The 25,477-nt window shown below is 32.7% G+C and carries 22 protein-coding genes, 1 tRNA gene and 1 pseudogene; 9 read left to right on the forward strand and 15 right to left on the reverse strand.

Translation table 11 applies throughout. The annotated features are described in order from the left end of the window. The first annotated feature begins 63 nt into the window (after positions 1–63). The 5 genes from rseP to recN all read left to right on the forward strand — a co-directional run bounded on the left by rseP (position 64) and on the right by recN (position 7,580). Positions 64–1,131, forward strand: a complete 1,068-nt coding sequence (gene rseP / locus AAHN03_RS06210) for an RIP metalloprotease RseP (RefSeq protein WP_342278494.1) — start codon at positions 64–66, stop codon at positions 1,129–1,131. 41 nt (positions 1,132–1,172) lie between these two features. Further along, the gene (gene bamA, locus AAHN03_RS06215) at positions 1,173–3,488 is read left to right on the forward strand and encodes an outer membrane protein assembly factor BamA (RefSeq protein WP_375331116.1); all 2,316 of its coding nucleotides are present in this window, start codon (positions 1,173–1,175) and stop codon (positions 3,486–3,488) included. Positions 3,489–3,712: 224 nt separating this feature from the next. Next, the gene (locus AAHN03_RS06220; RefSeq protein WP_342278495.1) at positions 3,713–4,492 is read left to right on the forward strand and encodes an outer membrane protein assembly factor BamD; all 780 of its coding nucleotides are present in this window, start codon (positions 3,713–3,715) and stop codon (positions 4,490–4,492) included. 233 nt (positions 4,493–4,725) lie between these two features. Next, complete coding sequence (locus AAHN03_RS06225; RefSeq protein ID WP_342278496.1) at positions 4,726–5,793, forward strand: hypothetical protein; 1,068 nt, start codon at positions 4,726–4,728, stop codon at positions 5,791–5,793. 74 nt (positions 5,794–5,867) lie between these two features. Continuing rightward, positions 5,868–7,580 (forward strand): DNA repair protein RecN, encoded by a 1,713-nt coding sequence (gene recN / locus AAHN03_RS06230; protein WP_342278497.1) that lies wholly within the window; start codon positions 5,868–5,870, stop codon positions 7,578–7,580. An 11-nt stretch (positions 7,581–7,591) separates the two neighbouring features. Here recN and rplS read toward each other — a convergent pair whose 3' ends face one another. Together rplS and trmD are read right to left on the reverse strand one after the other, a co-directional pair. Further along, the gene (gene rplS, locus AAHN03_RS06235; protein WP_341747533.1) at positions 7,592–8,017 is read right to left on the reverse strand and encodes a 50S ribosomal protein L19; all 426 of its coding nucleotides are present in this window, start codon (positions 8,015–8,017) and stop codon (positions 7,592–7,594) included. Continuing rightward, the gene (gene trmD, locus AAHN03_RS06240) at positions 8,017–8,733 is read right to left on the reverse strand and encodes a tRNA (guanosine(37)-N1)-methyltransferase TrmD (RefSeq protein WP_342278498.1); all 717 of its coding nucleotides are present in this window, start codon (positions 8,731–8,733) and stop codon (positions 8,017–8,019) included. The genes rplS and trmD overlap by 1 nt, the downstream gene beginning before the upstream one ends. 130 nt (positions 8,734–8,863) lie before the next feature. Here trmD and AAHN03_RS06245 point away from each other — a divergent pair. The 4 genes and pseudogenes from AAHN03_RS06245 to obgE all read left to right on the forward strand — a co-directional run bounded on the left by AAHN03_RS06245 (position 8,864) and on the right by obgE (position 11,073). Continuing rightward, positions 8,864–8,940 (forward strand) — tRNA-Pro (locus tag AAHN03_RS06245). 27 nt (positions 8,941–8,967) lie between these two features. Further along, positions 8,968–9,339 (forward strand): annotated as a pseudogene (locus AAHN03_RS06250) (transposase); the annotation flags it as partial. Positions 9,340–9,530: 191 nt separating this feature from the next. Further along, the gene (locus AAHN03_RS06255) at positions 9,531–9,818 is read left to right on the forward strand and encodes a hypothetical protein (RefSeq protein WP_342278499.1); all 288 of its coding nucleotides are present in this window, start codon (positions 9,531–9,533) and stop codon (positions 9,816–9,818) included. Between the two features lie 247 nt (positions 9,819–10,065). Further along, entirely contained in the window at positions 10,066–11,073 is a 1,008-nt protein-coding gene (gene obgE / locus AAHN03_RS06260; RefSeq protein ID WP_342278500.1) for a GTPase ObgE, read from the forward strand. 34 nt (positions 11,074–11,107) lie between these two features. Here obgE and fdxA read toward each other — a convergent pair whose 3' ends face one another. From fdxA to AAHN03_RS06330, 13 genes are all read right to left on the reverse strand, one after another. Continuing rightward, entirely contained in the window at positions 11,108–11,428 is a 321-nt protein-coding gene (fdxA, locus tag AAHN03_RS06265; RefSeq protein ID WP_341763349.1) for a ferredoxin FdxA, read from the reverse strand. Further along, positions 11,425–12,126 carry a heme ABC transporter permease gene (locus AAHN03_RS06270; RefSeq protein ID WP_342278501.1) on the reverse strand — a complete coding sequence of 234 codons (702 nt, stop codon included), beginning with the start codon at positions 12,124–12,126 and terminating at the stop codon, positions 11,425–11,427. Before AAHN03_RS06270 ends, fdxA begins: the two co-directional genes overlap by 4 nt. Next, positions 12,111–13,121 (reverse strand): metal ABC transporter solute-binding protein, Zn/Mn family, encoded by a 1,011-nt coding sequence (locus AAHN03_RS06275; protein WP_410521331.1) that lies wholly within the window; start codon positions 13,119–13,121, stop codon positions 12,111–12,113. Before AAHN03_RS06275 ends, AAHN03_RS06270 begins: the two co-directional genes overlap by 16 nt. Continuing rightward, complete coding sequence (locus AAHN03_RS06285; protein ID WP_342278502.1) at positions 13,105–14,301, reverse strand: CCA tRNA nucleotidyltransferase; 1,197 nt, start codon at positions 14,299–14,301, stop codon at positions 13,105–13,107. Before AAHN03_RS06285 ends, AAHN03_RS06275 begins: the two co-directional genes overlap by 17 nt. Positions 14,302–14,574: 273 nt before the next feature. Beyond that, entirely contained in the window at positions 14,575–15,567 is a 993-nt protein-coding gene (locus AAHN03_RS06290) for a Fic family protein (RefSeq protein WP_342278503.1), read from the reverse strand. Positions 15,568–15,783: 216 nt separating this feature from the next. Further along, on the reverse strand, positions 15,784–16,695 hold the full coding sequence (gene ftsY / locus AAHN03_RS06295) for a signal recognition particle-docking protein FtsY (protein ID WP_342278504.1): 912 nt from the start codon (positions 16,693–16,695) through the stop codon (positions 15,784–15,786). After that, positions 16,692–17,642: an L-threonylcarbamoyladenylate synthase gene (locus AAHN03_RS06300; RefSeq protein WP_342278505.1), complete on the reverse strand. Its 951-nt coding sequence runs from the start codon at positions 17,640–17,642 to the stop codon at positions 16,692–16,694. The genes ftsY and AAHN03_RS06300 overlap by 4 nt, the downstream gene beginning before the upstream one ends. Before the next feature lie 210 nt (positions 17,643–17,852). After that, positions 17,853–20,018 (reverse strand): glycine--tRNA ligase subunit beta, encoded by a 2,166-nt coding sequence (gene glyS, locus AAHN03_RS06305; RefSeq protein WP_342278506.1) that lies wholly within the window; start codon positions 20,016–20,018, stop codon positions 17,853–17,855. 48 nt (positions 20,019–20,066) lie between these two features. Further along, positions 20,067–20,948, reverse strand: coding sequence for a glycine--tRNA ligase subunit alpha (locus tag AAHN03_RS06310; protein WP_341763341.1), 882 nt, complete (start codon positions 20,946–20,948; stop codon positions 20,067–20,069). A gap of 114 nt (positions 20,949–21,062) precedes the next feature. After that, positions 21,063–21,524 carry a DNA polymerase III subunit chi gene (locus tag AAHN03_RS06315; RefSeq protein WP_342278507.1) on the reverse strand — a complete coding sequence of 154 codons (462 nt, stop codon included), beginning with the start codon at positions 21,522–21,524 and terminating at the stop codon, positions 21,063–21,065. Between the two features lie 258 nt (positions 21,525–21,782). Further along, on the reverse strand, positions 21,783–22,622 hold the full coding sequence (prmC, locus tag AAHN03_RS06320) for a peptide chain release factor N(5)-glutamine methyltransferase (RefSeq protein WP_342278508.1): 840 nt from the start codon (positions 22,620–22,622) through the stop codon (positions 21,783–21,785). Between the two features lie 758 nt (positions 22,623–23,380). Beyond that, the gene (locus AAHN03_RS06325; protein ID WP_342278307.1) at positions 23,381–24,430 is read right to left on the reverse strand and encodes an IS110 family transposase; all 1,050 of its coding nucleotides are present in this window, start codon (positions 24,428–24,430) and stop codon (positions 23,381–23,383) included. A gap of 47 nt (positions 24,431–24,477) precedes the next feature. Then, positions 24,478–25,221: a Na+/H+ antiporter NhaC family protein gene (locus tag AAHN03_RS06330; protein ID WP_342278509.1), complete on the reverse strand. Its 744-nt coding sequence runs from the start codon at positions 25,219–25,221 to the stop codon at positions 24,478–24,480. Between the last annotated feature and the right edge of the window lie 256 nt (positions 25,222–25,477).

Genomic DNA, 25,477 nt, shown 5'->3' on the forward strand with positions numbered 1-25,477 from the left:
GAGTATATTAGCTATAGCAAAAAAGCATAATTTAGTAAACCTATTTAAAAAATAATGAGTTGTATGTTATCAATATTCGGATTTATTCTAACAATCAGCTTATTAGTCTTTATTCATGAGTTTGGTCATTATTACATAGCTAAAATATTTGGAGTAAAGGTCGAGGAATTCTCGATAGGTTTTGGTAAGGAACTCTTTTCTAAAATAGACAAAGATGGCGTAAAATGGAAAATTTGCACCCTACCCTTCGGTGGTTACGTTAAAATTTATGGATTTGACCCTGCAACACTTGAAGATGCACAGGATAATAGACCTCTAGCTTTTCTTAGCAAGCCTCTATGGGTTCAGTTCTTAATTATAGCTGCTGGACCTATAGCTAATTACTTGTTAGCCATTCTCATATTCACAACTATTTATTTTTCCCATGGTCAAGTAGAGATAGCTCCTGTAATTGGTGAAGTGGTGGCTAATTCCCCCGCTGAACTAGCTGGTCTTATGGAAAATGATAAAGTTATTATGATTGGCACTAATAAAATTGATAGTTTTGTCGATTTACAGAAAAATATATTCATGAGCGGGACTAAACCCATCAATCTTTTAGTTGAAAGACATGATGAGATTATTAATATTGTTATAACTCCAAAGGAGATTAGTCAAAAACTGGATAATCAACCTGAGATAAAAAGACCTTATATAGGAGTTATTGCTAAGAATGAACCTATTTTTATAAAAATGAATATTTTTCAAAGTATCTATCAAGGATCGAAAGATGTTATTTATATTTCCAACTTAATTTTAAGAAACTTTGGACAAATGCTAATGGGTACAAGATCTTTAAATGAGATTGGGGGACCAATTGCCATTGCTAAGGAGTCAGGGAAATCTTTAGAACAAGGGGTAGCAAATTTCGCACTATTTGTAGCCATGATATCAATTAATCTAGGTTTACTTAATTTGCTACCGATTCCAGTTCTTGATGGTGGACATTTATTATTTATAATATATCAAATAATATTTGGCAAACCACTTAGTGCATCTATAAAAAATGTTATACTAAGACTAGGTATGGGGATAATTATTTTTCTTATTGTAATTTCCTTGTCAAATGATATAAAAAACTTAGTATTTTAAATTTTAGTATGACTTATAAAACCAAACAAAAGAAGGTTCTTGTGAAAACAAACGTCAAATCAACTATTAAACTAGCTATTTTGGCAACAACTGTTTTATATAATACATCAGCTTTATCGGCTGAGTATATAAAAAAAATAACTATTCAAGGTAATAAAATAATCGAAAACTCGACTATTGAAAATTACTTAAAGCTTCAAGTAGGAGAAGAATATACTTCATCCAAAGGAGATGAAGCAATTAAAAACCTTTACTCAACGTCTCTATTTGAAAATATAAGTATTACACTAGTCAATGGTGGCAATTTGATAGTTACTGTATCAGAAACTCCGTTTATTACTAAAGTAGTGTTTACAGGTAATTCTAAAATCAAAACATCTTCATTATCGAAAGAATTGCTTACTATGTCTGGTGAATCAATGAGTCCAGCTAAAATCCAACTAGATGTGGAAAAAATTAAAGAGATATACAAACGTTCAGGTCGTTTCTCTACAACCGTAACGCCAAAAATTGAAAGGCTTGAGAATGACAGAGTAAAAGTTACTTTTGATATTGCAGAAGGACCTAAAACAACTGTTAAAAAAATCTATTTCAGTGGAAATAATAATTACCGTAGTACAGAACTACAATCTGTTATCCTAACAAAACAGTCAAGATGGTTTAACTTTTTAGAAACAAATGATACTTACGATCCAGACCGCTTAGAGTATGATAAAGAATTGTTAAAGGAATTCTATCAGTCAGTAGGATTTGCCGATTTTCGTGTTATTTCTGTTACAGCAGAACTCAATCCAACCAAAGAATATTTTACCATCACTTACTCTATTGAAGAAGGGGCAAAATATAATTTTGGCAACATTACTATTGACAATAAATTACCTAATATTGATATAAATGAAATTAAAAAATATATTAATGTTAAGTCAGGTGATACATTTAATATTAATAGTTTGAATAAAATAGCAAATAAAATCTCTTCACATTTTGCAAGTAAAGGTTATCCAGGAATTAATGTTTACCCTGATATAAGTAGTAAAAACCCTGATCATACTGTCGATATTAAATTCGTGATAGATAAGGCAGAAAAAGTATTTATTAATCAAATTAATATTACGAATAATCTAAAAACTGAAGATAAAGTTATTAGACGAGAATTTAAAATTTCTGAAGGAGATATATTTAACCGTTCTTATATAGAAAAAGGTCATCAGAATCTACGCAATTTGGATTATTTTGAAAAAGTACTTATTAGCGTTACACCAACAACACGAAAAGACAAATATGATATTAATATTGACGTTGAGGAAAAATCAACATCTTCAATTAGTTTTGATGCTGGCTATAACACAGCAGGAGGACCATTTGGACGTATATCATTTTTGGAACGTAATTTAATTGGTACTGGAAAAGTGTTAAATGCTGGAGTACAAGTAGGAAAAAAGAGTATTAGTTACTATGGTGGCATAACCGAACCTCATTTTCTTGATAAAGATGTATCGCTAGGTTTTAATGTTTTCAATAATTATAGCGGTCGTGGAACTTCATTTCTTTCACAAGGAGATCAAAATTATACGTTAAAATCTATAGGACTCAAACCTTCTCTTGGTTATGATATTGCGGAAGACTTAAGTCATGAAATTGACTATACTCTTAAGAGAGATGTATTAAGCTCTCTAGGCAATTCAAGTTCTATATTCTTAACTGAACAGATGGGAAAATTCATCACATCAGCCATCGGACATACTATCACTTATGATCAGCTTGATAGTAGGATTATTCCTAAAAATGGTTATGTTATTAGTGGCACTCAGGAATTTGCTGGTGTTGGGGGTAATAATAAATATTTAAAACATGAACTAGACGGTAAATATTTTAAATCTTTTATCAATAATAAATTCACTTTAAAACTTTCAAGTAGTGTCGGTGGTATTATGGGTGTAGGAGGTAAAACTGTAAGAATTTCTGATCGGTTTAATTTGGGTGATTATAGCCTTAGAGGATTTGCTGCTAGTGGAATAGGTCCTAGAGAAAAAACAACAAATGAAGGTCTTGGCGGAGAAAAATATTATACATTTTCAACAGAACTCAACTTTCCGACTGGTTTGCCAGAAGATTTTAATTTAACTGGAGCTGTTTTTATGGATGCTGGTAGTCTTTGGGGTGTAGGATTAAATTCTAAAAGTATTTATAAATCTGATAGTTTTTATAATGATAAGTCACTTCGTGCTTCTGTTGGGGTAGGTTTTATATGGGTCACTCGCTTTGCCCCTATCAGAATGGATTGGGCTTGGCCAATTAAAAAGAGACCTTATGATGAAAAGCAAATTTTTCATCTAAAGTTTTCTACCCATTTTTAATATTGTAACCTGAGTTCTAAAATTAATGAAAAAGAAGTTGAAATGTTGCCAAAAGCCCCAGCTTTGGTAGAAGTTAACTCAAAATTAGTAAGAATTGCAAAAAATTTTATACGACAACAACACAAGGTCAAAAACAATAATTTTCAAAATAATCTTGTATAATCCTCGGTGTTTCGTGTATAAATTAAGTTTTAAAATAAGTTCTAAAAATTTGTAAGCTCTATATGAAATTAGCAAAATTATTATTTTATACCATCACTACCTGCTTAGCTTTATCTAGCTGTAAAACTAAGAAGATAGATGAAGATTTAATTGTTCCAGCTCCTGAATTATACAATGATGGTCTTGTGTTATTGGAAAAACAAAAATATTTGAAAGCTGCCGAAGAATTTTCTAGAATTTTTTATCAAGACCCTGGTAATAAAATGACTCCTCAAGCTGAGTTAATGCAAGCCTATTCTTTATTTTTAGCATGTCAGTATGAGGAAACGGTAGATGTACTTGATACTTTTATTAAGCTTCATCCAATGCATGAAGATATTGCATATGCGTATTACCTAAAGGCATTATCGTATTATATGCAAATCTCAAATGTACAGCTTGATCAATCAAGAACCTTTTTAGCTAAAGAAAGTTTTGAAGATGTTATAAAACTTTTTCCTAAAACAAAATATTCAATTGATGCATCTTTAAAAATTGATTTAGTAAATGATCATTTAGCCGGTAAGGAAATGGACGTAGGTCGTTATTATCTCAGTAGAAATAACCCGATAGCTGCTATCAATAGATTTCAGCTTATTGTGGATAATTACCAAACTACATCACATATACCAGAAGCACTTTATCGTTTAGTGGAAAGTTATTTAATGCTGGGACTTAGCGTTGAAGCGAAGAAATATGCTGCAGTACTTGGTCACAACTACCCAAACAGTAACTGGTATAAATATTGTCAACCGTTTATTAACAACTTTCCAAAGGAACCAAATAAAACGCCATCTCAATAATAGAATTTTTTTACAATTCTACTTTTGCTGGTAAATTTTACGTCGCTCTTGGACTCAAGTCCGTAATGCATATTTCATGCCACTTACGGTTTTTTGCTTTTCTTGCCTCTTCTACAAATTCTCTAGCATAAGTACCTTATTTAGGCTCTATATATCTTATGGGATTGTTGCAACAGTTTCATTATATAGAATAAAGCCTTTATCATTTATTATTTAACAATCTAGGTATTTTTATGAAGAAAAAAGCTTACTTTTTATTTTTTTTCTATATTTCATTTTGTTTCTCTGCTTATGCTAAGAAAGAATTATATACTATATGGCAGGATACTGTAGTAGTTAACGATCCACTGATAGAGAAAATAATTGACAGTAAAGCAATGCAAAGATTAAAATTAATTGATCAATTTGGGCCCGCACCTTATATAGGGTTACTTCCATATTTTAGTAGATATGATCATAGTATAGGGGTATTTGTATTACTTCAAAAAGCACAAGTATCAAAAATTGAGCAAATAGCTGGGCTATTACATGATACTTCCCACACTGTTTTTTCTCATTTAGGAGACAATTTATTTTATCATGAGCAGCAAGAAAAGTCCTATCAAGATACGATTCATTTATGGTTTTTACGTTCTATGAAAATAGATGAAATTATAAGTAGATATAATATTACGATAAAAGATCTTGATCCAGATGATCCAAAATATACGGCTCTTGAAAGACCACTACCTGATCTTTGTTCTGATAGAATACAATATAATATTCATACAGCAGTAATACTTAATAAAATATCTAAATTAGAAGCAAAGGAAATAGTAGATGATCTGAAATTCCATAATGGAGTTTGGTTTTTTACTAATAAAAATACTGCCAAGAAATTTGCAATGATTCCTTTATATTTAATTAAAGAATTATGGGGAGCCCCATTTAATGCTGTAGTTTATGATTATTTTCATAAAATCTTAAAACGTGCTATAAAAATAAAACTAGTTTCTAAAGATGAGTTACATTTTAGCGTAGATCAAAATGTAATGCAAAAAATAGAAAATAGTAATGATAAAATTATAAAAAATTTATTAAATAAATGCAAAGAAGATGCAAAATCTTTTAGACTAGCTAAATATGGTAATGGTCAAATAAATATAAAACCAAAATTCAGAGGTATTGATCCTTTAATTCTTGATAACAACCAATATAAAAAATTATCTCAATTAGATGAAGACTTTTCAAAAAAATTTAAAGAAGTACAAAATTGGTGTAAAAATGGTTATGGAATTAACCTTCCTAATTCAGAGGATTAAATTTATTAGACGGCATTGAATCTAGCCTAGATGCCTAAAGCACCAACAGAACTAGAGTTATGCAAGAGGTTCTAATGTTACAAAGTCTTTCGGTGAAGAATTTTATTTTGATAGACGAACTGGAGATAGAGTTTGAGAAAGGACTATGTGTGATTACCGGCGAAACTGGAGCTGGTAAGTCTATTTTGCTAGATGCAATTTTGTTCTCTTTAGGTAACAAATTCTCTGATAATGTAATAAAACATGGATGCGATTATTGTACGGTTGCTACAACATTTACTCTCAATAATGATTTAAAAAAGCTTTTGGAACAATTTAATATTGAGTGTGACCAAGAATTATTGATAAAACGTATCCAAAAATCTGGTAACCGCAAAAAATTTCTTATAAATGATCAAGCGGTGACAGTAAATACCTTGCAACAAGTAGCAGATTATTTATTTGAACTTCATGGACAAAATAGCCCTACTACCCTTCTTACCCCCTCCTCCCATATTAATATTCTAGACGATTATGGAAACCTTCTAGGTTTAAGAGCTGAATTATCCAAGCATTTCAATATTTTACAAGCAACTACTAAAGAAATCAATAAAGTTACAAAAGATAAAGATACTATAGAACGAGAGATAGATTATTTAAATTTTGTAACCAAGGAATTAAAAACTCTTGACTATCAAGTGGGAGAAGAAGAAAAACTTACCACTATAAGACACAGTTTACAAAATCGTGATAAAGAAATACAAACAACTCAAGATATATTATCACATCTTGAAACTCCTGAAATTAATAAGGTCATTGCTAATGTTCAACGTTTAATAGCCCGTAACTTACAGGGAAATGAGGAATTTGCCTCTATTTCATTAAATTTGGATGATTGTTATAATAGTCTAGAAGAAGCACGTATAAAATTACAAAACATTATTAATAACTTCGATACAAATGAATTTAACTTAGATGAAGTGGAAGAAAGACTGTTTAAAATCCGTGACATAGCACGAAAATATAATATCTCTTGCGATAAAATACCTGAATTTGTTGACAATTCTAACCAACAATTAAATGCCCTGAAGGATAAAATTAATAATGTTAAAATCCTAGATACTAATAAGCTAGCTGACCATAAAAAATATTTTGAACTAGCTGAAGCTTTATCGCATCAGCGTTCTAAAATAGCCAGAAACCTAGAGTTAGCTATGCAAAAAGAGCTTGAACAACTTAAAATGGAAAAGGCAATTTTTAAAGTAGAAATAGTATCTAAGGATAATATTGCAAACCAAACTGACAATAAACATTTTTTGGAAGACAGGGATACTTCTCAAGTAATATTATCTAAGGTATCAGATAATGGTATCGATAATGTGCGTTTCGTTGCTTCAACTAACCCTGGTATGCAACTTGCTCCTATTGATAAAATTGCTTCTTGTGGTGAATTATCAAGATTTATGTTAGCACTAAAAATTTGTCTTTTTGATAAACTACTTAATGACACTATTATTTTTGATGAAATAGATACAGGAATTGGTGGTATCGTAGCCGATAAAGTAGGAGAAAAACTAAAAAAGCTTAGCTCTATTGCCCAAGTTATCACAATTACTCACCAACCGCAAGTGGCAGGTAAGGCAGATCAGCATATTGTCGTTAACAAGCTACAATTGAATGAAAGCACTAAAATTACTGTAAAAAATCTAAATCTTCAAGAGAGGCAAGCTGAACTTGCTCGCATGATCTCAGGCAAATCTATTACCGATGCAAGCTTGAAGGCAGCTAAAGAGCTTCTACATCCTTAGCCCCCTTCCCCTTAAGCAACCACCTTTTTCTTAATTACTTTATTAGGATTTACTTGAAGTTTTTCTTTAATTCTAGCTGCTTTACCACTTAGATTTCTTAAGTAATATAGTTTAGCACGCCGTACTACACCATATTTAACAACTTCAATCGAATGTACAATTGGTGAGAAAATCATAAATCGTCTTTCCACACCTTCACCATGACTGACCTTACGAACTACAAAAGAAGATGCAACACCACTATTCCTTCTAGCAATTACTACGCCTTCATACATTTGAAACCTTTCTAGTAATTTTTCCTTACCATCTTTCTCAACTGTTCGGTCAATTATCTTTACAGTAACTTTTACAGTATCCCCTGCTTTAAAGTCAGGAATCTTTTTATTTTCCGTTAGTTTCAGAATTTGCTGTTGTTCAAACTCTTCAATAATATTCATTACCTTAAACTCCTATAAATATTTAATAAATCCGACCTACGTTTTTTAGTAATCTCTAAAGATTGTTTGCTTTTCCAATCTCTAATTAACTGATGATTACCAGACAACAAAATACTCGGAACTTCTCTACTTTTCCATTTTGCCGGTCTCGTATACAGAGGACATTCAAGCAATCCAGCAAACTCTCCATTTTCCTCAAAAGATTCTGATTGCAATGTGTCTTGATTCAGTAATACATTCGGAAGTAATCTAATCAAGCAATCAAGAATAGCAAGAGCTGCCACCTCACCACCAGATAAAATATAATCCCCTATACTAATTTCCGTTACATTATACTCTTCAATTATACGTTCGTCAACCCCTTCAAAGCGACCACATAAAATTATTATTTGCTTTTCTTGTATAATTTCACGAGCAATATTTTGGTTAAATAGCTTTCCTCTTGGTGAGGGATAATATATTTTGGCATTAGGATTTGAAGACAAAACATGATCTATACAACTACCCACCACATCTGGACGCATTATCAGTCCGTTACCACCACCATAAGGCTCATCATCAACATTTTTATGCCTAGTTAATCCAAAATCTTTTATATTAACCACATTATAAGACCAAATACCCTTTTCTAAGGCTTGCCCTGCAAGGGAATATTGCAAAAATCCAGGGAACATTTCTGGAAATATGGTTAATATTGATGCATGTAATGAAGACATGTAATAAATAATTAAATAAATATGATGAAATTTTAAAATAAAAAAATTGATTTGACTTATATTATAGTTTATATAATTAGGCAATATGAATCCACTAACACTTTATTGTTAATCTTCATCATTTATTTTTCGGAGCATGGCGCAGCCTGGTAGCGCATCTGGTTTGGGACCAGAGGGTCGGGAGTTCAAATCTCTCTGCTCCGACCACAAATTTCATTGTATTTAACATTTAATACCTCCTTTACTATTAAACAAATGTGGGCTGATATGGGGTATCAGTCTAAAGATTTAAAGGGTCTCATTAAGGAAAAGTATAACATAGATTTAGAAATTGTTAAACGACCAGCGTGCAGATTTTGGATACCAAAAAGTACACCATTAGAACTATTGCCAACAAGAGAAGTTGGGTTTAAAGTACAGCCAAGGCGATGGGTTGTTGAGAGAAGCTTTGCCTGGATAAATAGAAATAGAAGGCTCTCCAAGGAATATGATTTTCTTACTGATTCTAGTGAAAATATAATTTTTTTGGCTATGAGTCGATTACTTCTTCGTAGGATATTTACTAATTCACATTACCATAGTACACAAACATTTGATAAAATATAGGCAGAAGGTCAGGAAATTAAGAGTTTTGCAGAGAATATAGATTTACAGCATGGGAGAATAGAAAGAAGAAAAATCGAGATAATTGATATGCCATTTGGATATTTAAATGGCATATCAATTAAATATGCAAAATTACCCGAAAAAGAGAAAAGAAGCACAAGGCTAATAGCTGTGAGACAGAGAATGTATTAATGATTACTAGCTTAGAGAAAAAGTTTAGTATAGAAGAATTGTTAAAATTTAACAGAAGTCATTGGTCATGCGAAAATAATTTAAACTGGATAAAAGATAAGGTTTTTGAAGAAAACAAGTCAACTATTAGTACTGGAGAAGCTTCGTTAATAATGTCATTATTGAGGACAATAACTCTTGCTATAATAGCTCTATTTTCAAACAAAATTACTGAAACTAGAGAAAACTTTAACAATTATAGACATAACTTAAAGTTGGAATTTTTAAACTGCCCTGATTGGATATAGACAAAGGAGTGTTTTACATGATAACAATATTATGGTATACTGATGCCAAAGTGTACTCATACCATTTCCGAAAACTAATCATCACGTCGTCGTACTTCATGATCTCCGCTCCTCACGTACTAGTTGTACGCGAAGGTAGCCGACACTCGTACTCCGAGTAGCAATTTAGTTTTGAGAAATGGTATTAGTCACCAAATTTTCATCAATTGACTATAAATATCAAGTTTATAACTTACAATAATATATTATGAATTTTATCGATGAAGCTAAAATATGCTTAAAAGCCGGTAATGGTGGTGATGGGGCGATTAGTTTTCATCGAGAAAAATATATTGATATGGGTGGACCTGATGGTGGCGATGGTGGTCGTGGTGGTAGCATTATTTTTAAGTGCAATTCTCATCTTAATACTTTAGTAAATTTTAGGCATAAACTGCATTTTAAAGCAGAAAATGGTGAGAATGGTAAAGGCTCAAACCGTAGTGGGAAGTCTAAACCTGCTTTACTTTTAGAAGTACCAGTAGGAACACAAATATTCTCAGAACATGGCGATGTTCTACTATATGATTTCACTTCCGATGAACAAACTTTTGAAATTCTTAAGGGAGGCAAAGGCGGGCTTGGTAATAGCCATTTTAAGTCATCTACCAATCAAGCTCCGCGACGTAGGACTGAAGGTGTTGTTGGAGAAGAGATGTGGGTAAATTTACAACTCAAACTACTTTCAGATGTTGGTATTATAGGTCTACCTAATGCAGGGAAATCAACTTTCCTTGCAGCCACGACATCAGCAAAACCTAAAATTGCTGATTATCCATTTACCACACTAAGCCCTAATCTTGGTGTGGTTTATGTAGATGATGAAGAATTTGTGATAGCTGATATCCCAGGTTTAATAGAAGGGGCTCACTTAGGACATGGACTAGGTGATAAGTTCCTAAAACATATTGAGAGATGTAATTTATTGATTCATTTGATATCAGCAACAAGTGATAATTTGATTGCTGATTATAGAACTATTAGGAACGAGCTTGAATCATATTCGAGCTTATTAAAAAATAAGTTTGAAATAATTTGTTTGAATAAGTGCGATGTTTTGTTAGAAGAAGAAATTAAAGACAAAATTACAGAATTGCAAAAAATTACTAGTGAGGAAATTTTTATAGTGTCTAGCTATACAAGAACTGGATTAAATAGGGTAATTAAAAAAGCTCTTGAAAACGTAAAAAACACAAATCACCCCAATTTAGGATAAGAATTAACTAATTCTTATCCCAAATTGAGGTAAATTAAATCCCTCCCATATATTTTTCAAACTTATTTTCCTCGTCTTGATATTTATCTGCATCCGCTAGAGCTGGTTTTTTAATAGTAATATTAGGCCACATGCTTGAGAAAAATTTAGCTCTCTCTATCCAATCAATCAGCTGTTCTGACTCTGGCTTAATAGCTTTAACCGGACACTCAAGCTCGCACACTCCACAATCAATACATTCATCGGGATTAATCACCAACATTAACTCCCCTTCATAGAAACAATCAACAGGACATACTTCTACACAATCGGTATATTTACATTTTATGCACTCATCGGTAACAACATAAGTCATGAATTATCATATTCCTTGAATTTGGCTATTAAAACACAAGATCTCAAACCTAAAACTAATAAAAAATATAGTATACTAGTTATAAACATTAGCACTAAGGGCAATAACATAGAATTATGAATTGTCGGACTGCCTAGCCGTAAAACACTTGCTGGCTGGTGTAAACTATACCAAATATTTACCGAAAATTTTACTATGGGGATATTGATAAAACCAATCAATGCAATCACCGAAGCTGGTTTTTCAGCACGCCTTATATTATCACCACTATTAACAACTACTATATAACTTAAATATAGTAAGAATAATACTAACATTGAGGTAAGTCTAGCATCCCAAACCCACCAAGTCCCCCAAATAGGCTTTCCCCATAACGAACCTGTAACCATGCTAATCAGGCAAAAAACTGCACCAATAGGGCTACTGGCCACTGCCATTAAAAAGGACATTTTAGTCTTCCACACTAGATTACACAAGCTACAAATAGCCATAAATGTATAAATCCCTAGTGCCATCCAAGAAGCTGGCACATGAACATACATAATCCTGACCATCTCACCCTGCTGGTAATCTTGTGGGGAGACTATCAAAGCTTGGTATAATCCCAGTCCCATTAGTATCAACATGGAAACTAGCAATAATGGTATAATGGTTTGTATTAACTTACTAAAAAAATAAGGGTTTAGTAATTTAAACATTTAGCTACTTGGTTAATTATTTTTAAATATTGATTATAGTATAAATCATCGTTAATGTCAGTTATTCTCCAATTCTCGCTTTCAACTTCTACTATCTCTGCTTTAAAATTTTTATAAATTCGAACATCTTGATCGAGACTTAATAATAAACATTTACTGTTGGACATAGCTAATAAATGCTCAAGATTACTAATATATTTAAGGCTTTTTTGATCAGAATTATATAATTTTGCAACGCTGATTCGTTCAAATTTTCGGCTATTATCAAAAAAATATTCTAGACTATCACTAAGTAAAATAACATCTGTCAAAGGTCCTAATTTTTCATTTTTGATTTTCGTAAGTCTCTCTATTTGTTTTTTTGCCTTATCAAGATTTTGGTAAATATCTGAACTAATCTCAGGAAATCGTCCCGCTAATATCTTAGATAATTGTTCTAATACTACTTTTACATTATCTAAATCAAGCCAAATATGCCAATTACTATATGAGTCATTACTAATAATTTTTAGCCCCGTAAAATTACTAATTTTAATAACATTTTTACTATGACCATTCATTAACTTCCCAGCAAAACCATCAAATTGCTCATCTATATAAAATACAATATCTGCATCTTTGACTTTTTTAAGGTCACTAGGTTTTAAATTATAATGGTGCGGGCAATCATCATTATTGGCAATAGCTACAATCTCTGCTTGATCTTTAACTAGCATAGCTATAATAGCTGCTAGCGGAGTTATACTAGTAACAATATATCTCTTTCGAAACTCTACTTCTGCTGGTAATTTGTACGTCGAGCCTAGACTCAAATCCTCACGTACGCTTGCCGTACTGCTTGCGGTTTTGCGTTTCGTGACTCCTTCAAATTCCTCAGCACAAGCGAGTTTCGAAAGAGATATAATATTCATTTTATCTATACTGGCAAAAGCTGCATAATTAAATAATGTTATAATCATAGCAATAAAAATGCTAGCACTAATAGTAATTTTCATTATTTTCCAATAATTTAAATAATTGATTCTTATTAAGCGTAAAATCACTTTCTATCCAAGCTTTTTCTAATTTGTCTAGCAATATGCCAATAGCTTTACCATGAATATTTAATTTTTGCAAGTCATGACCCTTTATAGGAAATATTGGACGGGGAATGGAGCTATATCTATCTAGAAATTTCTTGGCTACCGTTCTATCTAGTTTGCCTAATGATACTAGAACACTTATATACTGTAAATAATCATCATTTTTCCACCAAATTTCTCTTAATACAAATTCGTTTATTTCTCTATTAATAACTTTAAGTATCGTAGTGATTTTTACGGCGATTTGTCGGGAAAATTTTAAATTTAGTAAATCACTTAGTGATAAGTTCTTTATGTGATAAAATAAGAGTGAATACCTAGTGTAAGGCTCTAAAAAACCAAAATTAATTGCTTCTGACAAAAATCTTTTATCAAACTGGCTAACTGGCAATATTATTTGCAATATGCCATTATCAAACATTTGCTGCAAAATATCAGGACTATTATCTGAGATAATCAATTTGTCCATTTCCCATTTTATCCGTTCTTTTGATAGTAATTTTAGATTTTCCTTCAATTTAATACAAGCATTTAGCCCATCTAGATCCAGCTGTGCAGCATAATAGCAGGAAAACCGAAAAAACCGTAAAATACGCAAAAAATCTTCTTGGATTCGTTCAAATGCCTGTCCTATAAATATTACTTTCGATTGTCGCAAATCATCTATTCCACTAAAATAATCATAAATTTTATGTTCAAATGGGCAATAACTAAGGGCATTAATAGTAAAATCTCTTCTAGCAGCATCCTCCATAAAATCATCAGTAAAGATAACTTCTGCACTCCTACCATCACATTTTATATCTTTTCTAAGTGTAGTAATCTCAAATTTTTCATTCTTGAATAAAGCTGTAACTGTACCATGTTTTATGCCAGTTGGTATGACCGTAATGTTGGCTTTTGATAAAATATCTGTTACTTGTTTTGGTAATAAATTTGTTGCTATATCAACGTCATAGTTAACTACACCAATAATAGCATCCCGAACAGCCCCCCCAACAATTCTAGCCACTCCTCCATTTAGTTTTAGTATTGACAGAATCTCTTTGTAATAACATGACTGAATAGATAATTCTTTTGTTACAACGTGCATTATAGAAACACCTTATTTTTATTTTGTGTCATTATTTACAAGCTTCAGTTTTGGATTAAAATTAAAAATTTTAATCCAAAAGTGGCTAGAATATCAGAAAAATGCATTCTTGAAGCGGCTGGTACGAATGCATTTTAATCTATTATCGCTAATAATCTTATTTTTATACCAATAAAAATAAGATTATTAGCAAATGAAATATTTAACAATCAGGCGTCAAACCGCTTTAAGCCTGATTGTTTACATTCTCATTCCAATTTCGGATTAATTTCATTAATCCGAAATTGAGGTTACAAACATATCCTTGATTTCATTCAGTGTTAGCTTTTGTTTCTTTAATCGTTGAATTTCTATACATTGTTCAATCATTTCAGGTGAGTAAAGCTGATAGCGTGATTTAGTAACATCAGCAATTTCAAGCAAACCTTCCTTAGTCCAAAAACGAATTGTTGACACAGTCTCATTGACAGCTTTTGCAAGCTTACCAATTCTTAATAATTTCTCTGATAATACTATATCTGAAGAGTTTACAGAGTTTGCTGCTTTAAGATAAATATCAAGAGAACGATTGACTGCATTAAAGATAATCTTTTCATAGGCTTCTTTTGAACCACCAAGTTGTGCAGTTTCTAGAGATGTTATATAAGGTAACCTCTCTTGTAGTCTAATAATAGCCGGTGGATAACCTGCCATTATTAGAATTAAATTCATCAATAATCGTGCAGTTCGACCATTCCCGTCTGAGAAAGGATGAATAGTTACTAGTCGATAATGTGCTTCTCCTGCAAGTGCTGCAGGATGCATATCTTTAGATGAGTTTAGCCATGCAATAAAATCTACCATCAAGTTTGGTACTTTTACTGGATTTGGCATTATTACCCTTGAACCTGAAATACGTACTGCTACTCGTCTATAACATCCAGCATTATAATCATCGATACCCTTTAGGATAAGAGCATGAATTGATAAAATATCGTTTTCAGTAATTTCACAAGTTTTCTTTTGCTGTATTTCATGGATTAAGTCCAAAGCTTGTGCATGATTTTTTGCCTCAAGATGTTCTACTAACGATTTTCCACCAACTGTTAAGCCTTTTTCAATTACCACAGCAGTTTCCAAACGCGAAAGAGTATTCCCTTCAATAGCATTGCTGGTATAAGTCAACTCTACCTTAAACCACTGCTCCAAGTTTTTAACCAATTCTGGAGTTAATGGTCTGATTCTATCCAGTTGCTTTTTTTTGTTGTTTAGTAGGTCATATTTCATATAGCAAAATATAAAGTATCACTTAATGCTTTTCAACAATTATTTTTCTATAATCGTCATTGCAAGGCTCTTTAGATGCCACAACTGTTGAAAGTTAAAAAACTGTGAACACTCACAAAAAAACCGTCATTGCGAGCGAACGTACGTGAGCGTGGCAATCCATGAATCTTGTCATATAATTGACCTATGGTCTCCTCGCAATGACACTTCCCCTAGTTAATTTCCTACTAAACTACTGGCAAATAAAACCGGGTCAAACGATTTTAAATCATCTATTTTCTCTCCTATCCCTATAAAATATACCGGTAAGGTGAATTGCTGTACAACACCAACTATTACGCCAGCTTTTGCTGTACCGTCTAATTTAGTAACTATAAGACCTTTTATGTTAGCAATAGCCGAAAATTGTTCGACTTGGTTATATACATTTTGCCCAGTGGTAGCATCAATTACCAATATACTATGGTGAGGTGCTGTATCATCAATCTTCTTGATCACTCGAACAATTTTTCCAAGCTCTTCCATCAGATTTTTTTGGTTATGTAATCTGCCAGCTGTATCAATAAATAATATATCCACATCGTTGTTTATTGAGTACTGCATAGAAGTGTAAGCAACACTAGCAGGATCAGCTGATTCTTTTCCTGTAATAAACATAGATTCACTTCTATCAGCCCAAATAGATAATTGGCTAACAGCACCAGCTCTAAATGTATCACAAGCTGCAATAGCCACTTTTTTACCTTGCCCACTATAAATGGCGGCAAGCTTTCCTATCGTAGTAGTTTTACCTGAACCATTAACCCCACAAACTAGGATTACATTAAGCTTTTTATCGTACAATTCAAAAGGCTTGCTAGTTTTTATCAATAATTGTCCGATAATATTGGCAAGTTGTTCTTTGATTACCAAACTACTCACTTCTTTGTCAAATTTGATAGATCTTAGTTTACTGACAAGCTCTATCGCAACAGATGGAGTTATATCTGAAGATATTAACAACTCTTCTAGCTCATTTAAAGTTTGCTCATCTAGCTTTTGTTTATAAAATATTTGATCAATGCCCGAAGATATTTTATCCGAGCTATTGATTAATGCCTGTTTTAATTTAGTAAATATAGAAGTCATTTTATAGCCGCCCTTTTAAGCCTATCATTAATTGCAACGCCGATACCAATTTCTGGGATGGAGGCAACGGCAATTGCTAATCCATTTAATTCCGCATAATTGTCCAATATTCTAAGGTTGGCAAATAAGTTGCTAGCAGCAATAATTAAGTCTCCGGTTAAACTTAAATTAAGCGAGAAATTACCCTCAAGCTTACTATTAGCAAAATTAAGCCCTACCTCATTAGGCTCTAAACTCTCTGCATTCAATCTTACTTTAACTCTTGGAGAGTAGTGTTTATTCATCATACCTGGAGCTTTAATTTGTACCAAGCTAGGTGTTTTATCTAATTTCTTACCTAGAACTTCCTCTATTGCTTCCTTCGTTATAAAGCCATCTCGCAAAATAGTTAAATTATTAGTAGTAGTGTCCACTATGGTGGACTCTATACCATACTGACACTTACAATCATTCAAATTATCGCCTAAAATAAAAACATCTTTCTCATCTAAAAAATGTTCTTTTACATGTTCTAAAGCCGTGCTACTAATATAACCTGATGGGTTAGCACTAGGTGCTGCTATAGCCGTACCAGATTTTCTTATTAGCTCCAAAGCAATATTATGTGATGGTATACGGAGTGCAACCGTTGTTAGTCCAGCTAATACTGACCTTGTTATATTTGCACCGCTTTTTAATGGTACAACAATAGATAAAGGTCCTGGCCAAAAGATATTACTTAACTTAAGAGCATCTGCATTAAATTCCCCTATAGTTTTAGCTTGCCTCATAGTTGCCACGTGTACAATCAGAGGATTTATACTTGGACGCTTTTTTATCTTAAAAATCTTTTGACAAGCTTGTTCGTTACTAGCATCTGCCCCAAGTCCATATACTGTTTCTGTTGGAAAAGCTACTACATTACCAAGTTGTATGAATTTGGCAGCCTGCTTTAATGTATAGCTCACCTTACGCATACCCCCATGACAATTTAAAAATTATCAAAGAAATCCAAAACGTCATTGCGAGGAGGCGTGAAGCCGACGAAGCAATCCATTCCTGATCACTTTTTTGGATTGCTTCGTCGCCACTGAAGTGACTCCTCGCAATGACGGTTGAACCGAAAAACGACTCCTTACAATGATGTTTAGGACACCAACCTAATTCATTTGTACTAATCATAAAGCACTAAATTTTGCTAATTTATCAAATAATTGTGTAACCATTCTGAGCAACAATAAACGATTATTGGCAATGTTATGATCTTGATCTTTGACCATAACATTATCAAAGAACTCATTGACAGGGTTTAATATTTCTAGTAATAGACTAAGAGTCTTAGTAAAATCTTTTTCTACAATATAACTATCAATTTGCTTAGAAATAACTCCTAATGATAAAAATAATTCTTGTTCATATTTGGAAATAAAAGCATCTTGGTTAACCTCTCCTTCTATATTACTACCTTCTAGTATATTGTTTGCTCTTTTGTAAATAGTTAATAAATTCTCACCATCAGCCTTAGTCAGAAACTCCTGTAAGGAGGCAAGCTTTATTTCACTAACAACTAGGTCTTCTTCAATATCAAAATCAAGCACAGCATTAATTAACGATAGATCATAGTGATTTTTAAAATAATATTTGGCTCTTTCTTCTAAAAAATCTAGAATTATCTGCCTAGTTTTATTTAGCCCACTATCATCCCCTCCTCCCTTTACGTCTTCAAACATAGTTTGATATAAGTGAACTACATAAGCAACTAATTGCTTAATATTTATACTCAGTCTATTACCTAAAATTATCCTAATAATACCTAGTGCTTGCCGCCTGAGTGAGTAGGGGTCTCTTGAACCACTTGGCTCTTCTCCTATTAATATCAAACCTACTAAACTATCCAATTTATCAGCAATAGCCAATATTGCCGCATCTCCTACTGGTAAACTATCCGATGGGCCTTGGGGTTTATAATGATCCCTGATTGCTGATGCGATTTCTTCCCCTAGCCGATCTTCTTTAGCATAATAATATCCCATAATTCCTTGCAACTCAGGAAATTCTCCAACCATTTCGCTAGTGAGATCACTTTTACAAAGTCTAGCTGCTAGTTGCAAATCCTTATTTCCTAGTATACTCTTCTGCTTTGAAGAATTGGTTTCGCAAAACTGCGGGGTATTCGCGTACTCACGTACTTCATGTACGCTCCGTTCGCTCACCCCTTGTTTTACGTTCCAATTCTCCAAATCATTTGAGTATATGATATAATTACAAATATCAGCAATCCTTTCAGTTTTTTGTTTTACACTACCAAGCTTGGCATGAAATGTTATCCTTTCAAGTTTTGGCAATTTTGATTGTAAACTATTAGATAAATCCTGCTGATAAAAATACAAGGCATCAGAGAGTCTAGCAGATAATACTTTCTCGTTGCCACTTACTATGATATTTTGATCATCAGGCATATTACTGACGAAAAGAAAATAAGGGGCAAAATTACCAGTCTCATCAAAAGTACTAAAATATTTTTGATGGTTACGCATTGAGCTAACCAGCACCTCACTAGGTAACTTCAAAAAGTGAGATGGTATTTTACCCACCATAACAACGGGCAATTCTACTAATCCTGTTACTTCTTCTAATAATTTCTTATCCTCTTTTATCACTAAATTAAGTGACTTTGCTATTATTAATAATTGGCTTTTAATTATCTCCTTGCGATCATCTTGATTAATAATGACATTACTCTTCCGCAGCTTAATCTGGTACTCAGAAAAACTGTCTATAGTAATCGATTCAGGACTGATAAATCTATGACCAAAGGTAATATTATTAGCCATCAAATGGCCATATTTAATTGCTAATATTTCTCCATCAAATATACATAAAATATTCCTAAGAGGTCTAATCCAACTTATATCATAATTCCCCCAATACATAGATTTTGACCAAATATACTTACTAATTGCTTTAGGAATCATATCTTCCAATAGCACTCGTATATCGGTTTCTTTAGTATTTTTTACTATTATATAATATGATTGCCCTTGCACTAATAGTGTAGACAAATTTTTTTGCTCAATATTATTTGAGCGACAAAATCCTTCTATAACCTGCGATGTACTCGAAACTTTTGGTCCTCTTATGGTAATTTCTTTTGGCGGTATAGATTTCGGTAAATTGGTAATATACACGGCAATTCGCCTAGGTCCAATAAATACCTGAACATCACCTGTTATCCTACTATCTTGCAAGATTGTAGTAAATATGGTTTTATAGCTTTCCGCTGCATTTTTCTGCATTAAAGCTGGTATTTCTTCACTAAACAGTTCTAACAATAACTCACTCATATTAACTCTTCTTCTCTTCTAATTACACGAATTAGGGATAAGAATTAACTAATTCTTATCCCTAATTGAGGTTAATTCTAACCACTTATTACAGCATAGCTTCGCCAAATTTCGTACCCTGAGTATGTAAGATGCTCTCTCTGTTACGCTAATTACCCCCCGAGCATTTAACAGGTTAAAAAGATGGCTAGCTTGAATACAATAATCATAAGCTGGCAACGGCAAATCTGCAGCAATTAAATCATTACATTGTTTTTCACTATCAATAAAATGTTGAGATAATATTGCTATGTCAGCCAATTCTAAATTAAACTTTGAAAATTGTTTTTCAGCTTCAAAATCTACTTCACCATATGTTAAAGCCTTCTCTCCAGTTTGACCATTCCAGTCAAGATTTTTGACCTCATCGACCCCTTGTATATAGAGTGCTAGACGTTCTAAACCATAGGTAATTTCACCAGCAACCGGGCGACACTCGATACCACCAATTTGTTGCATATAAGTAAATTGCGATACTTCCATACCATCACACCATACTTCCCAACCAAGTCCAGTCGCCCCAAGAGTAGGAGATTCCCAATCATCTTTAACAAACCTAATATCATGTTTTTTCAAATCTATACCAAGACATTCAAGGCTCTTTAAATATAGCTCTTGTATATCATCAGGAGATGGTTTTAGTATAACTTGCAATTGATAATAATGCTGCATTCTATTGGGATGCTGAGCGTATCTACTATCATTAGGTCGCCTAGATGGCTGAACATAAGCTACAAACCAAGGCTTTTTGCCAAGACTTCGTAGTACAGTGGCAGGATGAAAAGTACCAGCTCCAACATGCGAATCATATGGTTGTAAAATCGCACAACCATATGATGCCCAATAATTCTGCAAGGTTAATATAATTTGCTGAAATGATAATTTTTGCATATTTATAAATTTGCTTGTTTATTTTTTAGACGAACACTCCCTATTTTACAATTAGAGAACTTCCTGCACCGAAGCTGTTTAAGTTAACAAAACTTGTACACTTGGTAAAAATGGTTAAATCTTACTCCATGTTCCTACTGGACTCTGTTTATAACAGTCAATCACCGGTGTCGCAATAGTTAGTTCATTTATTGCTTTAACTATTAGACTTAAATTATCCAAACCATCATATATTATAATTATTCTTTGAAAATGTGCAACATACTGTTTGTTATTAAGAATTTCTTCAATATCAAATGGGGCAATGATTATTAAAATGCTAGCTTGGTTAGGATTTTCTAACTGATGAGTAATATAAACTGGTTGTTTTTCTGGTAATGGATCAAGTTTACTGCCATGCGGAATAAATTGTTTCCTAGAATATGTCCATATCATCTTGTTTAGTGATTCTTGTACCTCAAGATCTGGAGTTAAAACTACAATCCTTAAATTACTATGATAAGATTTTTCTACTAAAAGGCAGGTTGTCTTATGAAGTAATCCTTCAGCAGTATGGTAAAGACTAAATTGTTGCATGATAATTCTCTTAAATTTAAAACTTATACTCGATAATCAAGTTTTTTAGAATTATTAAAAAATACGTCTATTAGCGAGAAGCCGCGAAAAAGCGGCGACGCGGCAATCCAGTATACGCGAAGCGTTACTCTAAAAAAACAGCTTCGTTGTTTACCTGGATCGCCACGGCATCTAAAGAGCCTTGCTATGACGGTTAAGGAAAAACTTGATTATCGAGTAATAGACGTATATGTCATTGCGAACGATGTTACATCGAATTTAGGCTATTAGTAGCCCTCTATCTCTACCTTCCAAATCCTTATAAACTTGCTTAACCGTATAACCATAACTAACAAAAATTTCTGTAACAGCTGCCAATTGATTAAAACCAATCTCTAAAAATAATTTACCATTTTGTTTTAAAAATCCCTTGGCTTCTTTAGCGATTATGTAATATGAGGCCAATCCATTATCTTCGGCAAATAAGGCTAAGTGGGGTTCATATTGCAGGGTCTCAGGAGACATATAAATAGTATCATCAAAAGAAATATATGGTGGATTACTTACGATAATATCAAATTTTTGCTTTTCCAAATTTTCAAACCAGTTACTATTAATTATTTTAAATCTATCAGAAACTTTATGTTTTATAGCATTTTGACGAGCTATAGCAATTGCTTCGTTACTTATATCAGTTGCAATTACATTGCTATTTGGCATTTCTAGTAACAAGCTCAAAGCTATACAACCACTACCTGTGCCAAGTTCCAATATTGCTAGCTCTGCATTTGTTTTTATATCGCTTAAAATTGCATCTACAAGTACCTCAGTATCTTGCCTAGGAATAAGCACTTTATTATCTATGATAAATTGGTAACCATAAAACTCTTTATACCCTATAATGTAGGCTATTGGTTCTAATAATATACGTCTATTAACTAAATTTTTAAAAATAATTTGTTCTGACTCGGTCAACCCTTCTTCTGATCTTGCTAATAAATATTCAATAGATTTACCAGTTATATGCTGCATCAATATGCGTGATTCTAGGTTTGCTGATTTAATACCTACTGTTTGTAATTTGCTAGTAGCATAAATTAATAATTCTTTTATATTCATATACAATTCGACTTTCAAGTTTTAACTAGCACTAAGTATCATTGCAAAATTTTTTCTAATTTTCTCTCATCAAATACAATAAGAGCTTTAGCGTATGCAATATTACTCAATATAATTACCAATAATAAGAGTAGTCTTATTTTCATGACAACCTCTCTATTTTATTGAAGATAATGTAAAATATTGATACCACTCCTAGTACATAACAATAATAGACATATGGTACCACAGTTAATGGAGATACTTGGGTATAGCACTTGCAAGCAATATTTGTGCTCCATATGGTATGAGCCCTTGAAAAACACAAGAAAAAACATCAAGCCAAGCAGCAGTATAATGTGCTGGTATCTTGTGTTTATTCCAACAAATACTATGCTGATGAATAATGAAACAAAGACATTAATTCCACTAATGGCAAGAATAACCCATGTATGGACCTACCCATGTATGGACCTACCCAACAATGCAAGAAAAAAATAATATATAACAGCAAAAAAATCGAATGCAGTCATGTATCCGGCTTATAGACAATAAATCAAGCAATTTACCCTATAGCCCTGATGGAATTCGCTGGCTTACAAACTTATACTTATCATATATTCGACTTCTAAAGAGCCATCGCTAAATTCAGTTTTTTCGTAAGCTAAGGTTCGTCTTATTTACCATCAATATTATCATTCTTCGCATATTCCGGATTGGAATTTGTTAAACTTTTATTACCTATAATGTCATTTCATCAATTATTTGGAGCAGTTTTTTTAACTACAAACTTTACTCTCGGTATAATCATTACCTGAACTGAGTAATGCAAATACCACCCTTGCTAGCTTATTAGCTACCGCGACAACTGTTTTATTATGACTGTTTCTCTCAGATAAATTAAACATCCACTCAGTAAACTTGCTATAATCTTTTTTAGATTTTTGTTCTTCCGTGGTAAATCTTATCTTGCTATTCAGAACGTCTCTTGCTCCTTGAATTAACAAAGTACGTAAATAAATATCACCTCTTTTACTAATACCAAGCAACTTATCTTTACCACCACTAGAATGTTGCCTTGGCACTAATCCCAGCCATGCTGATAATTGCCTACCATTTTCAAAACAACTAGCATTCCCTATTGAGGCTATTAAGGCTGTGGCAGTTATTAAACCTATACCTGGTATCGTCATTAGTTGTTGGTGATTACTATACTGGCTAGCTATGATTTTTAATCGTTGTTCTAGCTCTTTTATTTTTTTATCATTTTCTACAAATTCTTCTTTTAACTCACTAAACGTTTGATAGCTTAGCTGGCTTAAAGCCCCTGCATCTAAAATCTCAGTTAATTTTGTCATAATCTTATTGATTCCTTGCGGAATAACAAAACCAAATTCATGTAATAATCCCCTGATCTCATTAGCAAGAGCAGTACGGTTTTTTACCAATCGTTGCCTTACTCTATGAATAAATAAAATTTCTTGTTGCTCTACAGTTTTGATAGGTACAAACCTCATATTAGGTCTTGCTACTGCCTCACATATTGCTTCTGCATCAGCTTGATCATTTTTATTAGTTTTAACATAAGGTTTAACAAACTGCGGGGCCATTAATTTTACTTTATGACCTAATTTTGTTAATTCTCTTGCCCAATAGCTAGCTCCACCGCAAGCTTCCATGCCTACTAGACATTTTGGTACGTTAGCCATAAAAGTTAAAATCTGCTCTCTCGTTAATTTTTTCTTCAATACTGTCTTGCCATTTTTATCTACACCGTGAATTTGAAAAATTCTTTTTGCAATATCTATACCAATTGTGGTAACTTCCATATGGATCTCCTTATTATTGTTTAGGATTCATTTCCTATCCTAGAAGATTAGCATACGCTTCTCATTCTGTATATAGGGTAGATCCATACCATTATATATGGTGTTATAAGAATAACATCATAATTTTTTACATGAGCAATTGCTTGAACATTAGAGTTTAATGCTAGTAAGGATATAGTAATAATTGAAGCAATTAAAGCTACTTTTGCATTAAGCTTCAATTTTTGCTTCATATTAGCCTCCTGCGACATTACAGAAGCAATAGTTGTATCTGATATAATAGATAAATTGTCTCCAAACATTGCCCCTCCCACCACTGTTGCTACACACAATGGTGCTGATAGTTCCATTTGTTGGCTTAAAGCAAAACCTATTGGGGCAATTGTTGCAATAGCTCCCATAGAAGTACCGATACTTGTCGAGACAAATGCTGTAACTACAAATAGTCCTATAAGTAAAAACCGCGAAGGAATTAAAGATATAGCAAAATTCACAGTAGCATCCACGCTGCCAATTTGCTTTGTAAGTTCACTGAAAGCTCTAGCAAGCAGGAATATAATGCACATTGTTATTATATCCCTGTGACGCACTCCATCTAAAAAGTCCTGCATCTTTTTTTGAAGGCTTCCTTTGTGTAATAGCCAAGCAAGTGCAATTGCAGGTATTATAGCCGTTATAGGTGAAAATTGATAAAAGGCATTTGGAATGCCCAATAAAGTAAAATAAACTCCACTACCAACAAATAGTAAAATGAATGATAAAATAGGTATAAAATGAATAAGATATGACATACTTTTCCTCTAAGATCAGATTGAAATTAACAATAAATGATAATGAATGTAATTAGATGCTAAGAAGCACAACGTAATCTGCCTGATAAATAGGCAGCAATAATGGATTAGCCCTGCATGGGCATTCGAGGAAAAAGAGAAATAATATGTCTAAAACAGATTAACACGTACATAAGTATTAGTTTATATTAAATAGACTTCTTGCATAATTCTAGTTCTGCTGCTATTGGTACGTTAATCTTAGGATTAAATCCTA

The organism is Candidatus Tisiphia endosymbiont of Myopa tessellatipennis (assembly GCF_964031105.1).
In the GTDB taxonomy this organism is placed as follows: Bacteria; Pseudomonadota; Alphaproteobacteria; order Rickettsiales; family Rickettsiaceae; genus Tisiphia.